This is a genomic window from Enterococcus pallens ATCC BAA-351, assembly GCF_000407485.1.
Taxonomy (GTDB): domain Bacteria; phylum Bacillota; class Bacilli; order Lactobacillales; family Enterococcaceae; genus Enterococcus_A; species Enterococcus_A pallens.
In genome coordinates, this window is sequence record NZ_ASWD01000003.1 from 564364 (window position 1) to 589077 (window position 24714).

Here is a 24714-nt window from a genome sequence, read left to right on the forward strand (position 1 = left end):
CAGATGAACTTTTACTTAGGTTTATTTGATTCCAAAAACATTTGAGGAGTGATGTTCTCCATGCCAATCATAGGATCGATTACTTGCTGACGAATTAAAGAAATAGTTAAGCGTTTCGGACCATTTTCTTCTAAATCCTTTGGGGTATTCTTTGGTTCAACTGACTCGTCTTCTTTCAGAGCATCCTTGAAGGGATCATCGACTGCTTTAGGAACAGGAAATTCTAATTCTGCTGCCGAACAAATTCGTTCAATCAACGTCGTTTTACGTACAGCTGATTCTTTGCGCACGCATTCAACAAAGGCTTCTTGCTCCCCTAATAAGATAAGCAGATCTTTGCTTCGTGTAACCGCTGTGTAAAGTAAATTGCGCTGCAACATACGATTGTACTGCTTAACCATCGGTAGTAGTACCATCTGAAATTCACTGCCCTGAGCCTTATGAATTGAACAGCAATAGGATAACTTGATATTATTCCATTCTGAACGTTTATATTGGACTTCTGTACTGTCAAACTGAATAACAAGTTCATCAACCTTATCTTCCGATTCCTTAGCAGGAATAATTCCTACAATTATTCCCATATCCCCATTGAAAACATTCGATTCCGGATTATTCACCAACTGAAGAACCTTGTCACCAATACGATAGACTGCATCGTTCCACTGAACTTCTTTTTTTGTGCCGTCATTTGGATTAAATATTTCTTGCATCATTCTATTTATCGCATCAATTCCAGCTGGCCCTCTATACATTGGTGCAAGTACTTGAACATCTTGTGCCGAATAACCTTTCTTTTTAGCACGTTCAACAATTTGCTTGATCACAGCTTCCATTTGAAAGGCATGGCATGAGATAAAGGAACGATCCTTTTGGTTCACAGTAAAATCGCTTGGCAGCTTACCTTCTTTTATCTCATGGGCTAAAGGAATGATTGAAGAGCTATCTCCTTGACGATAAATTTCTGTTAACTCAATTTTAGGAATGGTATCTACTTGTAGAAGGTCATGGAAAACTTGCCCTGGACCTACAGAAGGTAGTTGATCTTTATCTCCTACTAAAATAATCTGCATGTTCGTTGGAATAGACTTTAGCAGCGTATTTGCTAACCAAGTATCCACCATAGACATCTCATCGACAATCAGCAATCCTCCTTCCAACTCTCGTGCTTCGGTCTCAGGCGTGCTCTCGCGCCCATTTAACCCTAACAAACGATGGATCGTACTAGCTGGTAATCCAGTTGTTTCATTCATACGTTTAGCAGCTCTTCCTGTAGGAGCAGCAAGAATAATTGGAAAAATTTCTTCTTTGTAATCACTTGGATCTAAAGATAAATCATTTAATTCAGCAAACAACTGGACAATTCCATTAATGACCGTTGTTTTGCCAGTTCCAGGTCCGCCAGTCAAAATGAACAACGGCGAGCGAATAGCTTCTTTAATCGCTTTATCTTGCGAGGTACCATACAATATATTTGATCGTTTCTCAATGATCCGCAATTTTTTTTCGACTATCTTTTTTGGATACTTGATTTCTTTTTTCCGTTCCAATAAACGGGCAACCGCGTTTCCAATTCCCCATTCACTGTAGTATAAAGTGTTCTCATATAGTCTGGTTTCTTCCTGCTGAATCTTTTCTTCTTCAACTAACTGGATAATCATCGCGGCCACTTGATCTGGTGCTATTTCAACAGCTCGAGAGCCTTCAAGTAAAGATAAAACCTGTTCTAATAAGTTTTGTGCCTCTACATAGGTATCTCCACTCTGGTTGGCATCTTCGTTAATTTGGTGTAAAATTGCTGCCCTTATTCGCTGATCGCTATTCGCTGCAATTCCCATCTGTTCAGCCAAATTGTCAGCTTTTTTAAAACCAATTCCCTCAATGTCTTCTACTAATTGATACGGATTTTCCTGAATAATCTCAAGTGCTTGGTTGCGATATGTTTGAAAAATTGCAAAAGATAACTGGCTGCCAAAACCATAGGAGCTCAAGCCGACAATTATTTTTTCCATTCCATAATTTTGCCGCAATGTTTCAATTAACTGATCTTTTTTCTTTTGATTCAGGTTTGGTATTTGATTTAAGCTATCTGGTTGATCGATGATTTGGTCAATAGCATCTTCTCCCAACATTTCAACAATTTTTTCTGCTGTTTTTTTACCAATTCCAGGAAATTTATCGCTGGAAAGATAACTGATAATTCCATTAGCAGAAGTAGGCTGTGCTTGTTCATAGCGTTCCACTAAAAATTGTTTGCCATAACGAGGATGCTCGACAAAATGTCCAAACAAACGATATTCTTCCTCTTCTTGTACATCACCAAAGCTGCCTGTAGCAACTATTTCAGCTTCCAGAAAATCAGTGTTTGTTTCACGGATGTCGAAAAGCAAGACTTTATAAAAGTTACTGGGATTTTGAAAAAAAATAGCTTTTAGTTTACCAATAATGTATAGTGCTTCTTCTGACATTTTGTCTCACCTCCCTTACAAAATAGCATCCGGTTGTTGATTGATTTGCTCTAAAAAGTCAACATTGTTCCACTCTAATAACCTATAAGGCTGATCATTTTCTGTAGTTTCTAAAATGGTTAAGCTGTTGTTATAAAGCCCACCCATGGAACGTAATTCGGCTTTCGGTTTGCCAGCTAATGATTGAATAGCTGCAGTCAGTGATGCTCCATGTCCCACAAAAAGCAAAGGACCTTCTTCTGCTTTAGCTACAGCTTCACGAACTAAACCCGTCGTGCGACTCAACATCTTGTTGATTGCCTCACCGCCAAAGGGAGTTGGATCATAAATGTCTAAGCGATGGCGTAGATGGTTCATATTTTCACCATATTTTTCGTACATCTTAGCAATCGACTGACCTTCAAGGGCACCTAGACCCAATTCTCTTAAATCATCGCTTTGAATGATTTCAACAGGATGAGATAAGCGATTTTTGATTCCTTCAGCAGTAAGATAAGCCCGTCTTGAACTGCTTGAATAAATCTTTTCGAAGGGAATATCCTTCAGGGTTTCTCCTAAAGTTTCAATGGCTTGAAAACTTTCTGCCAGCAATGGAGAATCTCCCATCATGCCCTGGAATTTTTTTTCCTGATTCCATTGTGTTTTACCATGTCGTGTAAAATATAGCTTCATAACTTCTCTCCTTAATCCAACTTATCATTTTCATAATGATGACTAAGTTCTAATTCTGGAAAATTCTGTTGTCTTAACGCTTCATAAACTACAATAGCAACTGTATTGGATAAGTTCAACGAACGAACGTGGGTATCATTCATTGGAAGTCTTAAACATTTATCTTCATTCTCGCGCATTAATTTCTCAGGCAAACCGGTCGTCTCTTTACCAAACATAAAGAAACGGTCGATGCACTCTGTATATTCTGGTTCTGAATACGTACGATTAGCAAACTTGGTAATTAAGTATAATGGTCGTTGATCCAGAAACTCCATGAATGCCTCGAGATTCTTATGGTAAGTAATCTCCACATCTTTCCAATAATCTAGTCCGGCTCGTTTCAAATGCTTATCATCAGTTGAAAAGCCAAGTGGTTCAATTAGATGCAGTGGTGAATTGGTAGCTGCACAGGTGCGAGCAATGTTGCCAGTATTAGCTGGAATCTGTGGTTCGAATAGTACAATATGATTAGTCATACTAGGACTCCTCTGATTGATTTTTATAAAAATATTCTGTTCTTCACAAATAAATTGAAAAATAATTTCTCTGCTAGTTCACACATTTTAAAGATTAGAATCAAGTTTTGCGTAAAAAAAAACGTACCAACTCGGTGTCTAGCACGGCGAGTCGCTACGTTAGTGAAGCACTTTTCACAAACTTTTATCAGAACAGGAACCTGATAAAAACCAGTGAAAAACAACTTGTTTGTACTATATCACCATGAAGTTAGAAAAGCAATGATTAATTCATATTTTTTTCAATGAAAACGATTTCTCTAATGTCCCTTTAATATTTCCACGTCAATCGTGATTTTTTCCAGTGGTTCATCCATTAACCCTTGTTTTATCGAAGGTTCAGCCTGCCACTCCAAGGGTGACATTTCTAACAAGTCTAGTTGGTTTTCAATTGGAATCGCAAACTCATAAGTCAATCGAGTTCGTTTTTCAACTGACATCTCCATGTTAAATCGATCGATAACGGCCTCGTTTGTGTAAGGTTTTCCGTCGGGGTAAAATGCCTCTCTTAACTCCCGTAAATAGTTTTCTTGAGGAATTACTTTAAGAACACTTCCGTTCTCTCTCAAAACTCTGTGAAATTCCTTATAATGTGAAGGCGAAAAAATATTCAAAATAGTATCAAAGCTTTGATCTGAAAAAGGTAAATTTGTCAGATCTGCTACACACCAGAAAGCATCTAGCTTTTGATCTGTTGCCAAATACACGCCCTCCTTGGCCAAGTCAAAACCAATCGACACATCACTTGATTTCAAACGGTTTAATTCGGCTAAAAAACTACCTTCCCCACAGCCCACATCTAATAGTTTACCGGGAGTCACCCACTCAGCGAGCTGCTTAATAACCGGCTGATACATTCCTGAGCGAATCATTCGACCTCGTGGTAAAAACATCTCTTTGTCGTACTCTGTTTTTACTTGATGATCCAAAAAGTAAACCGTTCCTTTTTTTGAAAGATCGTACTGATGGTTATTTTTGCAAATCAGGTAATGTCTATCATGGGAAAAGTTTTCATGACATTTAGGACAACGAAACATAGCGTAGTTTTTTTCTAGAAATAAAGCACCGCGATCTATTTTCTTTAGCATTGATTCACTTCCTTTAGCAATATGATAGCATAGTTATTCCAAACCTTCTATGACTTATGCTACACTATGAGCATAGGAGGAATTACCATGATTAAAGAATTTTGTGCTGAAAACTTTACCCTGATTCCCGCAGCTGTTCAAGCTGGCGCTGGACGAATTGAATTATGTGACAACCTTGCTGTGGGAGGTACTACCCCTAGTTTAGGCGTTATTGAAGAAACATTAGCGTATGCTAACGAAAAACATATTCCAGTTATGACAATGATTCGACCTCGCGGTGGGAACTTTTGTTATAATGATTTGGAATTAAAGATAATGGAAACAGATTTGATTTATGCTAAAAATGCCGGAACCGATGGCGTAGTTTTTGGCTGTTTAACAGAAGAAAATGAGGTTGATGAAGAAGCTCTAGAAATTTTATTGGGAAACAGCATTGGATTGCAGACCACCTTCCATATGGCCTTTGATGAAATTCCCAAGGAAAAACAATTTGAGACGATCGACTGGTTTGTCAAATTAGGCATCGATCGAATTCTAAGTCACGGTGGTCCATTATCCCAACCGATTGGAGAAAACTTAGCTCACCTGAAAGAGTTAATTGACTATGCAAATGGTAGAATCACCATCTTTCCTGGAGGTGGTGTTACCTACAAAAATGTTGATAAAGTTAGCCAATTTCTAGGAATACAGGAAGCACATGGTACAAAAATTGTTTCCTTAGATTAGAAGATCAAATCGTTATTAAATGGCTTAAAAAACAAAGAAGCAGTGACTACTCCTCACTGCTTCTTTTCAATTGAATATATTTTTTTAACCGAAACAACCACTTCCAAGTTTTTAAACGTGTTCTTACAGGATAATTTCCTGACAGATAATCCTTGATTTGCTGCTTCTGATCTGGATGAATATTTAACGGAGGATTATGAATATCAAAAAAATTAGCTGCTGAATAAACAGGTGAATTTATTGGTTTCTGGGGTTGAGTCTCAACTTCCTTCGCCTTATAAACATAGGTAAGATCATCCATATATTCTTTAGTATAGATGCCAATTAAGTCTTGAATATCACTTAGTAAACCCAAATCTTCTGAAATTAAACGTTTCATTCCATTCCGTTCATTTTCATCATGAAACAGTTCTCCTCCAGGTAGTTCCCAAATAGGTAATCCCGGTCGTCTGACTAACAAAATCAAACCATTGCGAATAATAATAGCATAGGCTTTTTTCATTTTCTCACTACTTTCAGCATATGTCTCTTCCTTCTTTATCAAAACCAGAAAGCTTTTAACTTCCAATAAAATGCTCCATAAATAAACTAGCGATGTTAAAGTATATCAATACGCTCGTTAAATCACTAAGAGTAGTAATAAATGGACCACTAGCTACGGCAGGATCAAATCCTAACTTTTCCATTACCATTGGAATCAGACTACCAGCCAAATTAGCAACTGTTATAGCAGCTACCATCGCCGTCCCAATAACAAATCCTAATACAAAATTATGCTTCCATATCCCCACAATGATAAAAATAGTTGCTCCAGTTACTAACCCTGTTACTAGTCCGGTCAAAATCTCACCTATAATTAGCCTGCCGAAACCACTGTCTTTATCATCAGACATTGCTATTCGGCGAACAGCTACGGCTAATGACTGTGTCCCAGCGTTACCGGCGGTACCAGTGATTAAAGAAATAAAGACCGCTAAGATACTCGCTTTACTAACTAATGCTTCATAATGATTAATTAGACTTGCTGTCGTCATACCCAAAAACAATAAAGTAATTAACCATGGCAAACGTCGCGAAGCAGATTTTATAGGATTTTCATCAACTTCTTCGACATTGACCCCCGCTAAACCAGAATAGTCGCTGGCCGCTTCATCATCAATGACATCAATAATATCATCAACAGTGACGATTCCTAATAAGTGATCTTCATAATCAGTTACTGGTAAAGCTAGAAAATCATAATCACGGAACATCTGAGCGACATCCTCTTGGTCATCACCAACATGGACTGAAATAACCCGTTCACTCATTACTTCGGATACCATGGTGTCATCGTCATTAATGATTAAATCACGCAATGAAATAACTCCCACTAATTGATTTTCTGTGTTAACAACATATGTGTAGTAAATCGTTTCGGCAATTTGTGCTTCTTTTTTTAGGACATACATTGCTGAACGAACTGTTTGATTAGCAACAATCGAAACAAACTCAGTTGTCATGATTGAACCAGCTGTATCATCTTCATAATGCAAAAGTTCACGAATCTCATTTGCGTGCTCAGGTTCCATCAAGCTCAAATATTTCGCTACTTGCTTCTTGTCTAATTCATTAAAAATATCAACGGCATTGTCAGTATACATTTCAGAAAGCATATCAGCTGCGTAGCGTGGACGCATTTCTGATAAATATTCTTCTACATGCTCATCATCCTCTTCGATCACATCGAACATGTCAGCTAGTTCTTTAGGTGACATATAAGAATACACTAATTGACGTTCTTCACCATCGAGAGATTGATAGAATTGCCCCTGATCGTAAATATGCATCTCCAAAAAATGTTCACGAAAATCTTGAAGATCGTTTTTCTGCAGTTCACTTTTTAACTGTAAAAAATGGGCTTCTAATTCTTCTTGGTTTTCATCCATCTCTCTCACCTCACAGCTCTTTTGCGATTATCTCCATATCTTTTGCAAGCGGCAATGAAAATGCCAACATCTCCCCAGTAAAGGGGTGCTTGAAACTCAAGGCACAGCAATGCAAGGCCTGACGAGTTATCCCAAGGTCCATTCTTCCACCATATAATTCATCTCCCAGCAACGGGCACTCTACAGCGCTGAAATGAACCCTAATTTGGTGTGTTCTTCCAGTATGTAGTTGAATATCCACTAAAGCGATTTGTTTATTCCGTTCACTCAGCCAATATTCTGTTAAGGCACTTTGCCCAGACTCATCCGTCTTTCTTTTGATTAGAGAAGTCCGGTCTCTTAAAATTGGTAAATTAATCTGTCCGTGTTCACTCAAAGCAGCTATTTTACCAGAAACAAGTGCTTGATATTTTTTTATCAATGTTTTCTTTTGCAGCTCCTGATCTAATTTCGCATGAGCAAACCCGTGCTTTGCAAATAACATCAGGCCAGAAGTATCTTTATCCAATCTCGTCACAACGTGAACTACTTGATTTTTGTAGCCTTGCTTAACATAATAAGCTTTTACTCGATTAGCCATTGTTCCAGTTGGATGATATTGTGCTGGAATTGATGCGACACCTGGTGGTTTATTTACGATTAATAAATGATCATCTTCAAAGACAATCTCTATTGGCACATCATCTGCCAATAGAGTATCATGACCTTTTTCATCAGGAATCACAACAGTTACCTTATCATGGGATTTCAAAGAAAACAAGACGTTTTTTTCTTTGTTATTCACATAGATTTTTCCACCTTGAAACTTTATTTTTGCTAATAACTTTTTAGAGATTCCCTGCCTTTTTAAAAAGGTGCGAAGTAATAATGTATCCGCTTGATCATAAGTCCATTGAAATTCCACAAAATTAATCCTCTCGAATAAAGGCATCTTTTACCCGATGCCAAAAATGCATGTGTTTATAGGAGGCGAAGTGAATGCGTTCTTCAGCAATTTTATATTGAATAGAACGAATGCCTCCTCCGCTAACGTCTAACTGGTCAATCGTTACCATGTGTTTTCCATCGGTATTTAAAAAAATTTCTATCCATTCATCAGGACCAATGATGCTAGGCGACCCCAGCGTCCGAAATACACGATTATTCAATGAAGCAATTTCTGCCAGCTGCATTGCACTAATACTTGGATGCACTACCGCACCGCCAACACTTTTATTATATGCGGTTGACCCAGTAGGCGTTGAGATGGATAACCCATCACCTCTGAATCGTTCGAATAGTTCATCCTTTATATAGACGTCTGCTACCATTGTTCGATTGCCTTTGCGCACAGTTGATTCATTCATAGCTAAAAAGTGCTTATGACGGCCATCCTCAAAGTTAACCACTACATCTAATAAGGGATAGCTGACACTTTTATCCCGATCACTGCACAAACTATCTACCATTTCCTCTAATTCATAATCGCGCCAATCGGTATAAAAACCTAGATGTCCAGTGTGAACACCTAAAAATCTTACTGTATCTAATTTATGGCTGTACCGATGAAAGGCTGACAATAATGTTCCATCTCCACCAATGGTAATCACTAACTCTGGATCATGCTCAACAACAGTAAAATTATCATTTTTAGCCACTAACTTTAACAAGTCTTCATGAACCTTCAACGACTTTGCCTCATTATTGTGGATAATTCCTATTTTTAGCCGCATATTCCTCCCCTTCTTTCTTCTTTTTACGATATGAAAACAGATGCTGAGCTTCTTGTATTTCGTCCCGAATACTAGACATTTCTTCATCTAGTTGATAGGCAGCTTCAGCTGCTCGAAAAAGTCGTTCACTAATATCTTCAGGAATTTGCCCTTCATACTTGTAGTTTAAAGAATGTTCGATGGTAGCCCAAAAGTTCATCGCCAATGTTCGAATTTGAATTTCAGCCAATAACATTTTTTCACCGTCTAACATCTGAACTGGATATTCGATTACTAAATGGTAGGAGCGGTATCCACTAGCTTTTCGATTGGTTATATAATCACGTTCTTGTACGACATTCATATCTTTTCTATTGCGAATTACTTGAACCATGTGATGAATATCTTCGACAAATTGACACATAATGCGCATCCCAGCAATATCAGACATGTCCTCTTCTAACCGGTCTAAAGATATTCCTCGTAATTTCGCTTTATTCAAAATACTGTCAACTGGCTTCACTCTGCCGGTCACAAACTCGATTGGCACATGTTCTCCTTGTTCACGATATTGTGTTCTTAAGCCTCTTAGCTTAATTTTCAGTTCAGCCACAGCTAATTCATACGGTGCAAGAAAAATTTCCCAGTTTCTTTCCATTAAAATTCCCTCGCTTTTCTTTCCATTCTTTCCTATCTTATCACAAACTATCCGTTAGCAAAAATGACTAGTTCAATCCCAAAAACTGCAAATTCTATATTTTTCTTGATTAATGGATAAACTTCATTTAAATATTTGACGGCACCGTGTAACATGTGTCAATATACCTTTGTATTAGTCAAATTTTAGAATAGAGTGTACAATGATAATGAACGAATCAATTGAAATAGAATACAAAACGATGCTTACGCAGCAAGAATATCTACAATTGATGACATACTACCAGTTGACTTCCTCTCATTTGGTTACTCAGACCAATCTTTATTTTGACACATCAGATTTTCAATTGAAAGAGAAAAATATGGGATTGCGAATCCGATATTTTGATTCTGACGCTGAAGCAACTTTGAAAATTCCTCAGCAAGTTGGATTATTGGAAGTAACAGATGATATTGAACTATCTGAAGCAAAAAAAGCAATTGAAACTGGTCGGTTTCCAAAAAGTGCTCAACAAATTTTTAATGTCTTAAACAAAGAGGGTATTTCTTGTAATTTGTTGGGTTTGATTGGCCGTTTAGTTACGAAACGCGCAGAAATAATTATACCTGAAGGAAAACTGGCTCTTGATGAAAATTGGTATAGAAACCAGCATGATTTTGAATTAGAACTAGAGGTACAAGATAGCGGAAAAAAAGAAACAGACTTTCTTGTACTATTGAAACAATTTAATATTCCTTATCGACCAGCTAAGAACAAGATTGTTCGTGCGATAACCATAAGGAAATAAATGTGAGGAGGAAGTCTCTTGATTGAGATTTATTTATTTATCAATCCTATTGGCGGCCGTTGCTTGTCCATTGAAAAGCAAATAACTGAGTTGATGAAAAAGAATGATCTAAAAATCCAGTTACGGCTCATTCCATTAATGAATTTACATACAATATCTGACCTTTTAACTATAGAGGGCATATCCAAAAGAGATATACACAAACGCAATAAACTCTCAGATGTTATTTATTCTGCTTCTTTAGATGTCAAGGCTGCTCAATTACAAGGAAAAAAACGTGGACGTATTTTCTTGATGAAGTTGCAAGAAGAATTAGCTAAAAAAAGAACTCCCTATTCCAAAGAATTAGTGCATCGGTTATTTTCAGAGACTGGTGGAGATATGGAAACTTTTGTGGAAGATCGTTCTTCTGATTTAGTAAAAGAACTTTTCATAGCAGATCAGCAAATTGCTAAAGATATGGATATTACAAAGCATCCGACTGCCGTTATTTATAATTGTGTAACCGATTCAGGAACTGGTGTACGAGTAGAAGGTTGCAGTGCAATTAAATATGTTATAAATGCTTGTAAGTCACGTAGTTCCATGTTGCAATTCTTTAAAAGTCAGGAAAATAGTGTAAACTTTAATCAAGATTTTCCAGATGATCATCTTTCACTAATTTAAAACTAGACGTTCAAGGAAAGATATTTCCCTTAAACGTCTAGTTTTTTTATCTTTTCATATTGATTAGGTTCTTATTTTTGTAAAAACTTCATAATGATCTTTTTGGAATACACCCTTTTATTTCTTTTCTCATAAGACAAAAAAGATTGAGAGAAACTCCATTTCTGTAGTTTCTCTCAATCTTTTTTTAATCGTTATTCAATATTAGCACTTTTTAAGATGCATACAACTTAACTACGTGTTCTTCAATTGTCGAACTAAATCTTCTAACTCATCAAGTCGCAAAGCAAAGATACCCATTGCATCTTCAATATAGTTAGCTTTTGTCATATCCACACCAGCTTTTTTCATTACTTCAATCGGATAATCACTACTTCCAGATTTCAAATAAGCCAAATATTTTTCTAAAGCCTCTGGCTCATGATTGACAATTTTAGTTGCCAATGCGTTTGCTGCTGAAAAACCAGTTGCATATTGATAAACATAGTAATTGTAATAAAAGTGAGGGATACGTGACCATTCATACTGAATTTCTTCATCACTGCTAACAATCGGTCCATAGTATTTTTGATTTAATTCTTTATAGTAGGTACTTAAATGTTCGCTAGTTAAAGGAACCCCTTTTGCATCTTCAGTATGAATAAAATGTTCAAACTCAGCAAACTGTGTTTGTCTGAAAATTGTACCTTTAAAACCATCCAAATAATGATTAATAATATACGCACGTATTTTAGGATCTTTTTCGGTTTCAAGTAAATAGCTAGTTAAAATATTCTCGTTAGTCGTAGAAGCAATTTCAGCTAAAAAGATCGAATAATCTCCATAAACATAAGGTTGATTATTTCGAGTAAAATGACTGTGTACACTATGTCCCATTTCGTGAACCAGAGTGTACAATTCATCTAAGCGATCATGCCAATTCAATAGAATGTATGGTTGTGTGTCATAAGCTCCCGATGAATAGGCCCCGCTGCGTTTTCCTTGATTCTCTACAACATCAATCCATCGTTCTTCAAAAGCTTTTTCTACAATCTCTAAGTATTCATTTCCTAAAGGTTTTAGAGCTAGTAAAACTTGTTGTTTAGCTTCTTCATAAGTAAACTTAATCGGCGCCTCAGCTAAAAGAGGTGTATACATATCATACATATGCAATTCTTCTAATCCTAACAATTCTTTGCGCAATTCTACATATCGATGAAGCAATGGCAAATACTGGTTAACAACTAACACCAAAGTGTCGTATACATCTTCTGGGATGTGATTATTCGTTAAAGCAGCTGCACGGGCGGAAGAATATCCTCGTACCTTCGCTTTATAGTTATGGCTTTTCACGTGGGTACTTAGCGTAGTTGCTAATGTGTTTTTAAATTGCTTGTAAACAGTGTACAAAGCTTTAAAGGCTGCTTGCCGTACATCACGATTCGTACTTTCCATCAGCTGACCATAAACACCATGAGTTAGCTGCACAGCTTCACCATTCTCGTTTTGAACAATTGGGAATGTTAAATCTGCATTGTTCATTACAGAGAAGATGTCCGCCGAACTGCCAAAAATTTCACTAGCCCCTGCCAAAAGAGCCTCTTGTTCTGCAGGTAAAATATGCGCTCTTTGAGAAAGAATCTGCTCAATAAAATGACGATAGATAGATAAAGCTGGCTCAGCTTCAAAAAAACTCCAAATGGTTTGATCGGATAGTGATAGTACTTCTGGCTCAAACCAGCTGACAGCTTCACTTGTTTGAGCTATTAAACTTGAAGCACGCGCATACAGAGCTTGGTATTTAGTATTTGCTGTATCTTGATCATTTTTTAAATGTGCATATACGTAAATTACTTCCGCCTTACGATAGATATCCAGTACATATTCAATTCCTGCTAAAAATGCCTGAGCGTTTTCTTTTAAAGTTCCTTGGATCTTTTCAGCAGCTTGCAATTCTTTTGATAAAAACTCAAATTCCACTTCAAATTCTGCTTCATTTGCAAATATCTTTGTTAAATCCCATGTCAAATCCACAGGAACCTCTTCACGTTTTGGTAATTGTTTTGCTTCAGTCATATCATCGCTCCCATCTTTTTGCCTTATCTTAACATATTTTACTGAAAAAAATAACTGGTTACATTTAAAGATTTCTGTCATCCTTTCAAAACGAGACGGCGTGTTTCTGACATGAGAGCAGCTATCATTTTTTCTTCATTAATTCGAGGAAAGTGCCAAGTGAACTTATTCTCTGCATAGAATTTTTCAAAACGTTGAATCACGGATACTGGTTTATCTGGACTTAAAGAATAAAGATAGCGAAAAATAATATAAGTCTCATTGTAAAGAAAGGAATATTGACTGGGTAAATACATCCAATCTGGCAAATGAAGCAAGTGCTGATTTTGCTGGTACAAAAATTGCTGTAAAGGTTTTATTCCTTGGTCAAAGGAGACTAGCTTGTTTGCTAAAAATCTTTTCTTATTTTGGATTTGTTGATCGCCATATTTAATTGCTAGTTTATCTTTTGTCACAATTTGCTTAACCTCTAATAACGGTTTTGAATAAAATGGAAAAGTATTTTTTGTGTAATAGTAGTGTTGATCTATTTTCTTAATATGACTAAGTAAGTAAATTCCTTTAAAATCAATCAACCATAAATGAAATCCATTCTGTTGGTCATACGAGCAAAAATGCTTTTGTAAAGTACTCCAATTTTTTTTAGGCCATAAATTTGGACCCAATAGCCACCAATCTCGGTAATTACCGCTTTGATATCCAGCAAAGCGTTGAATTAAGCGAGAAATTTTCAATGAGGAACATTGTATTTCTACAGCTGTACGATTTTGTAGCAAATCTGGTCGCTGCTTTAACTCAGGAAGCGGTTTTTCCAATTCCCAGTTTTCGCCGCACGAATAACCACTATGCAAAAAAAGTTGTTTCAATTTTAAATGTTCTTGTGTTTCACCTTCACTTAACCCTTCACAGTTTGTTTTTTTTCGATGAGCAAAATGAGGTATTTTTATCGTTCCTTGTTTGCAAATCAGTTGATCGCCACAATCTGGACAATAATAATTTTCTTTTGGCGAATAGTGTTTAACCGAAACCAATTGATTTTCCTTATTATATGCAAACAGCATATTTATCACCCCGTAGGTAATATACGCAAAAAAAAGAAGCCCTGTTCAGGCTTCTTAAACGAAATATTTCCGGGTGATTTCTATCGCATCTTTTTGCATTAATAAAGTACCGTATTCTTCTAAAAACTCTGGTGTTACTTGTGTATCTTCAGCATATTCTAGCACTTCAGCCACAACGTCTGAAATTGACGATTCTCCGTAAGTTTCTGGATCAAAATACAGTTGAAGATAATACATTTTATCGTACTGATACAAGTCACTCCAAGCCTCATCCAAAAAGGAATAGCTAGCTAATTCAATCATGTTTTCAAAATCGTTGAGTTTGAAAACACGTAAACGACCAATCTCAGCATTTTCGGGTGTTACATTTTGAGAAGCAAGAATCTGCTGACGAATTAATTGATCAAGGTCATTCGTTTCAAAATCACCTGGATCAGAAAACTTATTCAAATCATCTTGGGTAAGATTTTTACTAATGAATAATTCCAGTCCATCATTTTTAGGCAATACTTGAAAAGTAACGGCTTCGCTACTCTTGAATTCATCTTCAATGTCAACTTCTTCTAAAATACTGTAAAAGAAGGACTCAATTTCGCGATGATTTCCAAGAAGATCTAAAAAAGTAATCCCTCGTTCTGCCAAATCATCACTGCCGATCATCACTCGAATGGTGTTTTCATTGATGTGTTCCATTTCCATCTAAGCACACCTCATTTCAAATAGGTAGGTTATATGTTCATTGTAACCGATTGGCAGCAAAAGTAAAGAAAGCAATCAGAATTTATCAAGTCTTTAAAAATAAATTTTGGGATTTACCTCTTTTTCTTTAGAAAATTTTTTCTCAAAGGAAACACTGGCCATTCAACTATCATTGTCAATATAGAATAAAAAATTGATTTTCGAACATCGGCTGCTAGGTCGCTATTTTATTTCTAGCTTTTCGTTCTCGATATTTTGATTTTATCATCTCATATTGTGGCGTATATCAATAATCCTCTGATAGACCAATCAATCTTCGCTAGTCATTTCTGAGATGACGACGTGGTCAAATAGTAGTTTCCAGCCCTACAGCCTTATGCCTTATTCTTTTCACAAAATCTAAGATATTTAGCCACCGTCACTTTCGTAGAGAAATGCATGTTTTATAGATTTGTCATATTTTCAGCATAGCTTTCTTTCTCAGGTCATGTTCCAATGGATAAAATTACTTTTCTATGTTTTCGTCCTTTAGAAAATTTTTAATGATGAAATTCTAGAAAATTAATTCCTTCTGACTCATCCTAAAAATTGACTAAGCGACTTTTTTCCGTACTTATTTCCAGTTTCCTTTTTTTGATTCTATTTAGAAAACGAATGCTTTTCAGAGATTCAGCCAGCGAATTTCGTCGCAAACTATCTGATAACTATTGAGAATTTTTGTACTTACTCAAACTAGCCTCTCATCAGTTAGCAAATAACACTTGCTGGTCAAGCGAAATAAAAAACCTCGCAAATCAGCGAGGTTTCTTTTATAGTCCGGCCATAAGTTGTGCCTGTCGTAATTCATATTGTCTTACATCACGAGGTAAAAAGCGGCGAATTTCGTCTTCATTAAATCCTACTTGCAATCTTTTGTCATCAATCATGATTGGTCGTCTAAGTAGACCTGGATTTTCTTTCACTAGACTCAATAAATCTTTTAAAGACAATTCGTCTAGATCCATGTTCAACTTTTGAAAAACCTTCGAGCGAGTAGAAATAATCTCCTCTGTCCCATCCTCAGTCATTTGCAAAATATCTTTTAATTCTTCAATGGTTAAAGGTTCAGAGAATATATTTCTTTCCACAAATGGAATCTCATGTTCCTGCAGCCAAGCACGTGCTTTCCGACATGATGTGCAACTAGGGGAAGTATATAGTGTCAACATACATGTATCACTCCTTTTCTTGACTAAAATGATTTTGTAACAGAAGGTTTTGTGTCTCTTCTATCTGATTCCTATTATACAGAAAAAACGTAACAAAAAAAAGTGGGTTAAACAACAATGTTTATAAATAATACCGTTATTTAATTTTTCATTTTGTGTCCCCCTTGCTTGAGCAAGCTTCAGCTCACTATACAGCTTCATCAAAATCCTCTATCAATAATTTAATGATATCCACTAAAATCAAAAACTCTATTACCAAACATCTTTAGGCATTTACAACTCTATATAAAAATAAAAAAAAAGACTTTCTAAAATACATATCAAGATCATTTCAAACACAATTTTAGAGCTTGAAACGCTATTAAATCACGGTTTCTATTATGATCACTGAATGATTATATAATTAAAATTTAATATAAAAAAACTTTCAGAAAGAAAAAATCAAAATCTTTTAGATTCTAAAAGCTACTTCTATTTCAAATATCTTTGCTCAAATTGGATATATTGATAGATGTAGTTTGCTCAAAAAAAAGCGAATTCTTACTTCTATTTCCCTTATCAAACGATTAGGAAATGGTTACTCTTCAATAGTATACTTTTCTCAATCATTATTTTTTTCTAGCTGATTTTTTTTGATTGGCAAACACCTATGTTTTTTTTGTCAAAAATCACAAAAAAATAAGATAACAATGGTTCTTTAACGATTCTTTAGCACCTATTTAAAGAGATTTTAAGAGCAAATAATTAGAGAAATTTCGCAATACTGATATTACAATGATAAAAAGATGAGATATACTAATATTTTCGGAGTTCACCTTTATAAAAATTATTTTACCTTTTACCTAAAGCTTGTTTTAGATAATAACGACCACTAAATCTTAAAACTATTTCAATATCTGGTGAAGTCTTTTGTTAAAAAAATCTTAAGTACGATTAAAGCTTCCTGGAAAAGGAAAAATAGTTGCAGTTCTATTACACTGCAACTATTCCAGTCCCACTATTCACCAATACTTAAGATCATCCGGATATCATCTTCAGTAAGTTTATTAACTTGCTCTTCGTTACCTTGGATTACCTTTTGGAACAATTCACGTTTTTCTTTCTGCAACTCATTCATACGTTCCTCAATTGTTCCTTCAGCAATCATACGCCAAACCTCAACTACTTTTTTCTGACCAATTCTGTGTGCACGGCCAGCCGCCTGTTCCTCAACCGCTGGATTCCACCATAAGTCATATAGAATTACTGTGTCTGCACCAGTCAGATTTAAACCTGTGCCTCCTGCTTTTAATGAAATCAAGAAGATATCTTTTTCTCCTTGATTAAAAGCATCTACCATAGTCAGTCGATCTTTCACCTTCGTACTTCCTCTTAAGTAAAAACTAGAAATGCCAATAGCATTTAATTCTTCTTCTAAAATAGATAACATACCGGTAAATTGTGAAAAAAGTAGTACACGCCGTCCATTTTCTTTGGCTGCCTGAATGAGGTCCTTAACTTGTTCAAGTTTACCTGAACCTCCATGATAATCTTCCATAAACAAACGTGGATCATCACAAATTTGTCTCAAACGAGTTAAACCAGCTAAAATACTTACCCGCTGCTTCCTAAACGTGGCGGAGTCCATTTGATCAACTTCTTGTCTCATTCGTTTTAGATAAGCTAAGTAAACTGTTTTTTGCTCTTCCATTAGACTGCTCAAAATATTTGATTCAATACGTTCAGGAAGATCCTGCAAGACAGTATCCTTATCCCTCCGTAAAACAAATGGTTGGATCATTCGGGCAATTTCTGATACTTGCATTTGTCGAAAACGGCTAATCGCTGGAAAGAATCCAGGCATTACCGTTTGAAACAAAGCCCAAAGCTCTTCTAAATTATTCTCTATCGGTGTCCCACTTAATGCAAAACGATTAGGGATATCTAATTGTCTTAACGCATGAGAAGTTTTCGTAGCTGCATTTTTGACCATTTGTGCTTCATCTAAAATCATATACTGATAATGCTGTTTCGAATGTAGATCAATGTCTTGTCTCAAGCTAGCATAAGAAGTAATTACAATTTCTAGTTCTTGATTCAATTGTGTTTCCCGCTCCAAACGATTGCCTGAAACAACTACTGTTTTCAAATCAGGAGCAAACTTTTTCATCTCAGCTTGCCAATTGTAGACTAAACTAGCTGGTGCCACTACTACTACCTTAATAGGTTTTAGTTGCTTTTCAGCTAATAAAAAGGTGATTACCTGTAATGTCTTTCCTAGCCCCATTTCATCAGCCAAGATACCGCCAAATCCATAATCGCTGAGCATCTTCAACCAACGATAACCAATTTCCTGATAAGGTCGCAAAGTTGCATTCAAGTTGGTAGGAAGTTTCACTGGATAATCTTCTGGATGAGTTAGATCCTGAACCATCTTTTGAAAACCTTCACTAAATTGAGTTTGAGGATTGTTTTTTAAGCGCTCTTCCAATAGAATTCCTTGACTCTTCGGTAAACGAATTACACCATTCTCTGAATTCAAGCGTTCTCTTAGCTGACCGATGATCTCACTGGTTTCTCGAAACGCATCTGAATCAAATGAAAGAATTTCGCCATTGTCTAACGTATAAAACTGATCCTTTCTCAAAAGACTAGACAGTACATTATCGATTTCGGAATCATTAATACCTGTGACATCGAAACGAATATCTAGCCAAGAACCTTTCTGATCCACCTCTAAAGTAGGTTGAAATTCCTGTCCATCTAAGAACAACTGACGAAGCTTTTTACCCATCTTAACTTCTGCTAATTGTCTAAACGCGTTAACTTCTACTCGAAAAAATCGATACAAGCCTTCTTGAGTTGGTATAGGTTTTTCAAAACCCGTATCAATTACTTTATATTGGAATTTCTCAAATAACTCTAAAAGATACTGCTCACTTTTTCGGTCACGTAATATTTCCACCTGATCTGGTAAAGCAGGTTGATGAGCTTCATTAGTAGTAAAGTGGATTTTCCCATAATGAAATTCGACTTCAACACGAATCATCCCTTTAATTTTACGAAAGATGACTACTGATTTTAAAGGATCACTTTTTATCATTGCAGATACTTCATCTGCTACAATAACCTGTCCTATTTTTCTAAGAAAAGGAAATACCTCGCTAAATAATGGTGAAAGCTGGCTTTGTTTGAACGTAATTACTGGCTCTTTTAACCGTTTCAGCAGCTGTTTCATAGTTATATAGGTTTCCTGTTGTTCATGGGTAAGGATGTAGTAGTGATTTCCAACAAATCCTAAGAAATAATTACTAAAATATGCAGTAAAATCATCTTCAATAGTAAAAACAAAAGCATTTTCTTTTTTCATTAATTGAAAAGTCAGTGGTAATTCTGTACCTTCCTTAAGCTGATGATAGCTTTTTTCATTCAGGTTAACTGTTAGATTTCCTGTTTGTTCCATATTAGTCAGTAATTCCTGAATTCGATGAACTGGCAATAATAAATACCGCTTATCTAACTTGCCTTTAACTTGCAACCCTGCCTTGCCTAAAAGCTGATAAGTTTCACTTACACCCACAAGATCTTCAATAATATCCCGACATTTTGGATCAAAAGCCCCTGCTTCAATTTGAAACCGATATTGTTTATTGATCGTGTACACAGAATCAGTTTGATAAGCATGTAAAAAATCATAAAGGTTTTTTACAATATAACTGCGTCGATTTACACGGCTTCCTAAACGAAGAGATACTGCTAGTACATCCAATTCTGGATGATAAGGGTTTGTGGGAATGGGTTCTACCACAAATTCTACAAATAATGGCTGAATAGGCAATGCATCTTTTTCTAAGCGTGCGAATCCTTGATTTAATAAGTCTGCAAACGAAATAGAACTTTCTTTAGGTTTAGGCAATACAGTTTCAGGCTTAATCACTCTGGATAGACCTTGCTCACGCAAATATAGCTCGACGGCTACCGTGTGTTTACAATATCCATGTTCCTCCCAATAAGGACACTCACATAAATCATTTTCTTTTCCGCTACCGTCTAAATCGACTAAATAAAGTTCACTACCTAAAACTTCACCATGCCATACACGTCGAGCTGGATCTGCTGAAACCGAAAGTACACGCCCTTCTTTTAAATACGTTCTTCCGCGTTCAATAACCTTTTCTGGAATACTCCATCTCATTAGTGTCTCTCCCATCCTTCTAGTTGATAATGAATCGTACTTTGGCCAGTTCCAGTCGTTTGTACAATAACCTGTTGTGGAATTCGTTCTTTCAATTCCCTGACATGACTGATTATTCCAATCATACGACCTTGACTTTCTATTCCTTCAAGTGCACTCACAGCCATTTCCAAAGCTTCTTCATCTAGTGAGCCAAAACCTTCGTCAATAAACAATGTTTCCATAGCAATCCCACCAGACTGGTTCTGAATAACTTCAGCCAATCCTAAAGCTAAGGCCAAAGCCGCTATAAAACTTTCACCACCCGATAACGTATGTGCACTTCGGCTAGCCCCAGTATTATCATCAAAAATATTAATTTCTAGCCCTGTGTTCCCTTTAGAACGACCAATTTGCTGATTTAATTCAAATTGGTAACGTCCATTGGTTAACACAGCTAATTGTTGATTAGCTGCTTGCAAGACTTCATTTAGATACCATTGCAGAACAAAGCGTTCCAAGCTGATTTTAGCAGAATTATCACCATTCATTGTTTGATACAGCTCAGTTAGCTCACTCAGTTCCTCTAACTGGCTGCTGCTCATTTGATGCAATTCTTCGATTTTGCAAATAATTTCTTCCAACTGCTTTAATTGTAAATCTTTTTGATAAAAAGCTTCTTGCATCTCATGGAAGATTTCTTCTGCTTTGACTGCATTTTCTTTCAAAGGTTCTAAATTTGGGCATTCTTGACCTGCTAGAGCCTTTTCCAATTGTTTCAATCGATCTTGAACTAATAGTTGAGCATTGTCAAAAGCTTTTATTTGTTCCTCCAGCTCATGAAAATCTTCAGGATCAATATGTTGCTTTTCAACTGATAATAGGTCGACATTAGCTTTTTGAAGAGCCTCAAAAAAGTCTGCTTTTTTTTGTTCATACTCTCTTTTCAGCAATTCGTCTTGAGTCATTAATTGTTGCTGACTTTCTGCTAAACGAACATTTTCAGTATTTATAAATTGTTCTTCTTTCTGATGTTTAACTACTAGCATCTGTCTATCCGCTATCTCAATTCCCAGCTTTTTAATGCCTTTCTCTAATTCCGCAGATTGCCAGCTTTTCGCCTGCTCCTCCGCCACTTGAAGACGTCCTGCTAGTAGCTGAAGCTGACTGTCAGCTTGTCTTAGCGCATTGCTTGATTCCTCGTAATCTGTTTGCAAACCTTCTTTGCGTATTTCCAACTTCAGAACTTCTTGCTTAGCAGAAGAAATCGTTGTCAGTTCTTGGCTCGTTATCGCTTGCTTTTCCTTTATATGTGTCTGGATATCTTCTAATTGCTGACCAAAACTTTCGTCGTAATAAGCTTGGATATTTTTAGCAAGTAAGTCAACTTCCTGCTGGAGATACTCTGTTTCTTTCGTATACTTTTGATTAGCAATATCGTATTTTTTTGTGTTTATTCGTAAGTCATGTTCAGCGGTTTCTTTTTGAATCTGAAGCTGTTTTACATTTTCTTCAGCTTCTTCTAACTCGATTTGAAGCTTCAGTAATTCATCACTAGACACAACCTCTCCAATTGCAGGATTGGGATGCTCTAATGATCCACATACTGGACAAGGTTCACCTGAAAGCAGCTCTTGACTTAACCGAACAATTTCCATACTAGCCCAGCGACTTTTCCGTTTCTTGTTTTCAGCCGTTTGAGCAGTCAAGTCATTACTGGCCTGACTAATTTTATTCGTAAGAACCGCTAGCTGAATTTGCTGGTCTTCAATCGATTCTTCTTCCTGATCCAGCTGCCGCTGCTTCTGTATTAATTGTTCAATTTGTTGTTGATATTGAATTTCCTGATAACGTCTATCCTGCCAAAACGCCTCATTAGCTTGTTTCTTTCTCAAATCGACAAGTTGTTTTTGTAATTCGTCAATAGCAACAGCAATACCATCATGAGCTTTTTGAATTCCTTTTTTTAGTTCCCGCTGCTTCTCTTTTTGTTTCTCCAATTCCTCTTTTTGGATGACAAAGGGTAAAGCTTTCTTCCACTCTTGACATTTTAATTCCTTAAGTGCCCATTCTTCTTTTTCTTTTTCAAGCTTCTCATTCTGTTGGGTCCAGCTTTGCTGTCGTACAGACAATTCCTGTAACGCTACACGGACTTGCTCCATTCGTTGTTTCAATTCTTGAGAGTCATTTTCCAATTCTTTCAATCTTGTATACAGCGGCATTAGGTGCTGTATTTTTTTACCTTTATCAAGCTGCTTACGTTGCTCATTTATAGCCGCTTCTTGTTTTTCATACAGATTTACTTCTTTTCTCGCTTTTTCAAATTCTTGGAACTTGATGGTCAGCTGTTCAGCTTTCGTCAGTAAATCTCGTTGTTTCTCATATTGGGATTTTGTCACGGACACTCTTTTATTCATTTTTTGCAGAACAAGCTGTTCATGCGTTAGATAATTTCGAGCATTCATTAATGATTCCTGATAAGTTGATCCCTTTTCGGTTACAACTTGTTGAAACAGTTGATCAATTCGAACTAAAATTTCGTTGACATCTTTTTCTAATTCTTGTTTTTTGACCTTTAAATTTTCAGTAAAGGTACGATAGATGGCCGTTCCAAAAAGGCTGCGCAACACTGCTTCTTTTTCAGAACTATTAGCTACTAAAAACGTACGAAATTCACCCTGTGGCAACATAGCTATTTGCCTGAATTGATCTTTGTTTAGATGCAGCATACCATAAATCATATCACCCACAGGTTCTACTTTTTGATACGCTTCAACTTCTTTTCCATCATCATCTAAAATCACCAATTGTACTTTTTGATTTTTAGTAGTCTCACCTTTACCATTTTTCTTTTGTACAATTTGCTTGGGAGAGCGCTCTATCACAAATTGACGTCCCTGATGTTCAAAAAAGAAACGAACGCGGGTTTCTTCTGTTGGTTCGGCGAAGGTAGATCGGATTTCATTAGCATTTCTTATTCCCCCGGAAGCGTCACCAAAAAGCGCAAAAGTAATCGCATCGAAAATAGTCGTTTTTCCCGCACCAGTTTTTCCACTAATTAGAAAAAGCGGTGTTTCAAGAAAATGCTCAAAATTTACTTCTTCATGAAGAAACGGCCCGAAATTCTCCATAATAATTCTTTTAGGAAGCATCTGACTCACCTCCATTTTTTACCAATTGATGGATTGTCTGTTCAATCCATTTTTTCTGTCTTTCTGTTGGCGCAACTTGAACAATTGAAGTGAAAAATTCTTCTGTTAATTCAATAGGCGTCTTTTCCTTTAGTTTTTTTATAGCAGATTGCTGACTATTTTCTCGTCCATTTAAGCGTCCTACCTGCAAAACCTTTGGGTAAACTTTCCTTAATTGATTCATCATATTAGGAATAATCGACCGATCCTCTAAAAGAAAAGAAAAATAATTTTCACGATTTAATTGCTGATAAGTATCTGGAGTTAAAAAATATTCAAAGGTTCCTTGAAGTTCCTGCATCTCTCTAAGCGGCTCTAATTCGATAAACTTGAGATTCAACTGACTTTCAGTTTCTACCAGCCATACGCCCTTCTTCTGTTCTTTTTCTGAAAGAGAATATTTTAATGGCGACCCACTATAGCGAGCATTTGGTAAATTTAAAGCATTTTTATTATGCAAGTGTCCAAGTGCAACATAGGTGAAATCTTCCAGAAGAACGCCGTTTATTCCATCCAATCCTCCAACTTCTACTTTTGTTTCAGAGTCTGTTCGGCTACTGCCGGAAACAAAAAAATGGCTTACCAATACTTGCTTATACTTAGGGTCAAACTGTTTCTTTATTTTTTCGATTACAATCGGCATTGCATCATGAATAGAACGAATCGAAGAATCCTCAAAATGAATTCGCGCATCAACAGGTTCAAAATATGGTAGTAAGAAAAATGCCGTATTTCCCATAACAATCGGTTCAAAAGCTTGGTCTAATCGTGTATGTAAATGGAAATTTGATTGTGCAAACCAAGGTGCTCCAGTAGCTAGCCGTGTTGCACTATCGTGGTTACCTGAAATTGCTAATAATGGAATCCCAGCAGTTAAGTTTATCTCAGCAATTGTCTGATTTAACAATCGTACTCCTTCTTCAGAAGGAATTGAGCGATCATATAAATCACCAGCTATGACAATTGCGTCAACCTTCTCAGTCTTAGCAATTGTCAATATTTGCTTAATAATATGAGCTTGGTCTTCTAACAAATCATATCCATGCAATTTTTTTCCAATGTGCCAATCTGCAGTATGTAAAAACCTCACAAAATCACCTTTTCTA

19 protein-coding genes are annotated in these 24714 nt (G+C 36.3%); 3 read left to right on the plus strand and 16 right to left on the minus strand.

Annotated elements, in window-relative coordinates:
• Positions 1 to 11 precede the first annotated feature (11 nt).
• From recD2 to I588_RS15285, 4 genes are all read right to left on the minus strand, one after another.
• Complete coding sequence (gene recD2 / locus I588_RS15270; RefSeq protein ID WP_010759658.1) at positions 12 to 2468, minus strand: SF1B family DNA helicase RecD2; 2457 nt, start codon at positions 2466 to 2468, stop codon at positions 12 to 14.
• Positions 2469 to 2483: 15 nt separating this feature from the next.
• Positions 2484 to 3140, minus strand: a complete 657-nt coding sequence (locus I588_RS15275; protein WP_010759659.1) for a histidine phosphatase family protein — start codon at positions 3138 to 3140, stop codon at positions 2484 to 2486.
• A gap of 11 nt (positions 3141 to 3151) precedes the next feature.
• Positions 3152 to 3658, minus strand: a complete 507-nt coding sequence (gene trmL / locus I588_RS15280; protein WP_010759660.1) for a tRNA (uridine(34)/cytosine(34)/5-carboxymethylaminomethyluridine(34)-2'-O)-methyltransferase TrmL — start codon at positions 3656 to 3658, stop codon at positions 3152 to 3154.
• Positions 3659 to 3957: 299 nt separating this feature from the next.
• Complete coding sequence (locus I588_RS15285) at positions 3958 to 4785, minus strand: methyltransferase domain-containing protein (protein WP_010759661.1); 828 nt, start codon at positions 4783 to 4785, stop codon at positions 3958 to 3960.
• A gap of 87 nt (positions 4786 to 4872) precedes the next feature.
• Here I588_RS15285 and I588_RS15290 point away from each other — a divergent pair, with 87 nt between their 5' ends.
• Positions 4873 to 5511, plus strand: coding sequence for a copper homeostasis protein CutC (locus I588_RS15290; protein WP_010759662.1), 639 nt, complete (start codon positions 4873 to 4875; stop codon positions 5509 to 5511).
• Between the two features lie 46 nt (positions 5512 to 5557).
• Here the strand turns inward: I588_RS15290 and I588_RS15295 are convergent, their stop codons facing one another.
• From I588_RS15295 to yjbM, 5 genes are read right to left on the minus strand one after another with little or no spacing between them, the layout of a single operon-like run.
• A complete protein-coding gene (locus tag I588_RS15295) occupies positions 5558 to 6013 on the minus strand; it encodes an NUDIX hydrolase (protein WP_034694610.1) in 456 nt (151 codons plus the stop codon).
• A 55-nt stretch (positions 6014 to 6068) separates the two neighbouring features.
• Complete coding sequence (gene mgtE / locus I588_RS15300) at positions 6069 to 7439, minus strand: magnesium transporter (protein WP_010759664.1); 1371 nt, start codon at positions 7437 to 7439, stop codon at positions 6069 to 6071.
• A gap of 10 nt (positions 7440 to 7449) precedes the next feature.
• Entirely contained in the window at positions 7450 to 8343 is an 894-nt protein-coding gene (locus tag I588_RS15305; RefSeq protein WP_010759665.1) for an RluA family pseudouridine synthase, read from the minus strand.
• 4 nt (positions 8344 to 8347) lie between these two features.
• Positions 8348 to 9151 carry an NAD kinase gene (locus tag I588_RS15310; RefSeq protein ID WP_010759666.1) on the minus strand — a complete coding sequence of 268 codons (804 nt, stop codon included), beginning with the start codon at positions 9149 to 9151 and terminating at the stop codon, positions 8348 to 8350.
• Positions 9120 to 9788 carry a GTP diphosphokinase gene (yjbM, locus tag I588_RS15315; RefSeq protein ID WP_010759667.1) on the minus strand — a complete coding sequence of 223 codons (669 nt, stop codon included), beginning with the start codon at positions 9786 to 9788 and terminating at the stop codon, positions 9120 to 9122. The genes I588_RS15310 and yjbM overlap by 32 nt, the downstream gene beginning before the upstream one ends.
• A gap of 271 nt (positions 9789 to 10059) precedes the next feature.
• Between yjbM and I588_RS15320 the strand changes: the two genes are divergently transcribed.
• Both I588_RS15320 and I588_RS15325 read left to right on the plus strand, forming a co-directional pair.
• Positions 10060 to 10575 carry a CYTH domain-containing protein gene (locus I588_RS15320; RefSeq protein ID WP_428829817.1) on the plus strand — a complete coding sequence of 172 codons (516 nt, stop codon included), beginning with the start codon at positions 10060 to 10062 and terminating at the stop codon, positions 10573 to 10575.
• A gap of 18 nt (positions 10576 to 10593) precedes the next feature.
• On the plus strand, positions 10594 to 11241 hold the full coding sequence (locus tag I588_RS15325) for a DsbA family protein (RefSeq protein ID WP_010759669.1): 648 nt from the start codon (positions 10594 to 10596) through the stop codon (positions 11239 to 11241).
• 234 nt (positions 11242 to 11475) lie between these two features.
• Here I588_RS15325 and pepF read toward each other — a convergent pair whose 3' ends face one another.
• From pepF to I588_RS15360, 7 genes are all read right to left on the minus strand, one after another.
• Positions 11476 to 13296, minus strand: coding sequence for an oligoendopeptidase F (gene pepF / locus I588_RS15330; protein ID WP_010759670.1), 1821 nt, complete (start codon positions 13294 to 13296; stop codon positions 11476 to 11478).
• 77 nt (positions 13297 to 13373) lie between these two features.
• Positions 13374 to 14357 (minus strand): competence protein CoiA, encoded by a 984-nt coding sequence (locus I588_RS15335; RefSeq protein WP_034694427.1) that lies wholly within the window; start codon positions 14355 to 14357, stop codon positions 13374 to 13376.
• A gap of 54 nt (positions 14358 to 14411) precedes the next feature.
• A complete protein-coding gene (locus tag I588_RS15340) occupies positions 14412 to 15056 on the minus strand; it encodes an adaptor protein MecA (RefSeq protein WP_010759672.1) in 645 nt (214 codons plus the stop codon).
• 809 nt (positions 15057 to 15865) lie between these two features.
• The gene (gene spxA / locus I588_RS15345) at positions 15866 to 16264 is read right to left on the minus strand and encodes a transcriptional regulator SpxA (RefSeq protein WP_010759673.1); all 399 of its coding nucleotides are present in this window, start codon (positions 16262 to 16264) and stop codon (positions 15866 to 15868) included.
• A gap of 997 nt (positions 16265 to 17261) precedes the next feature.
• Positions 17262 to 20438 carry a DEAD/DEAH box helicase gene (locus tag I588_RS15350; RefSeq protein WP_010759675.1) on the minus strand — a complete coding sequence of 1059 codons (3177 nt, stop codon included), beginning with the start codon at positions 20436 to 20438 and terminating at the stop codon, positions 17262 to 17264.
• Positions 20438 to 23569, minus strand: a complete 3132-nt coding sequence (locus I588_RS15355) for an AAA family ATPase (RefSeq protein WP_010759676.1) — start codon at positions 23567 to 23569, stop codon at positions 20438 to 20440. Before I588_RS15355 ends, I588_RS15350 begins: the two co-directional genes overlap by 1 nt.
• Positions 23559 to 24698 carry an exonuclease SbcCD subunit D gene (locus I588_RS15360; RefSeq protein WP_010759677.1) on the minus strand — a complete coding sequence of 380 codons (1140 nt, stop codon included), beginning with the start codon at positions 24696 to 24698 and terminating at the stop codon, positions 23559 to 23561. The genes I588_RS15355 and I588_RS15360 overlap by 11 nt, the downstream gene beginning before the upstream one ends.
• Positions 24699 to 24714: the final 16 nt, after the last annotated feature.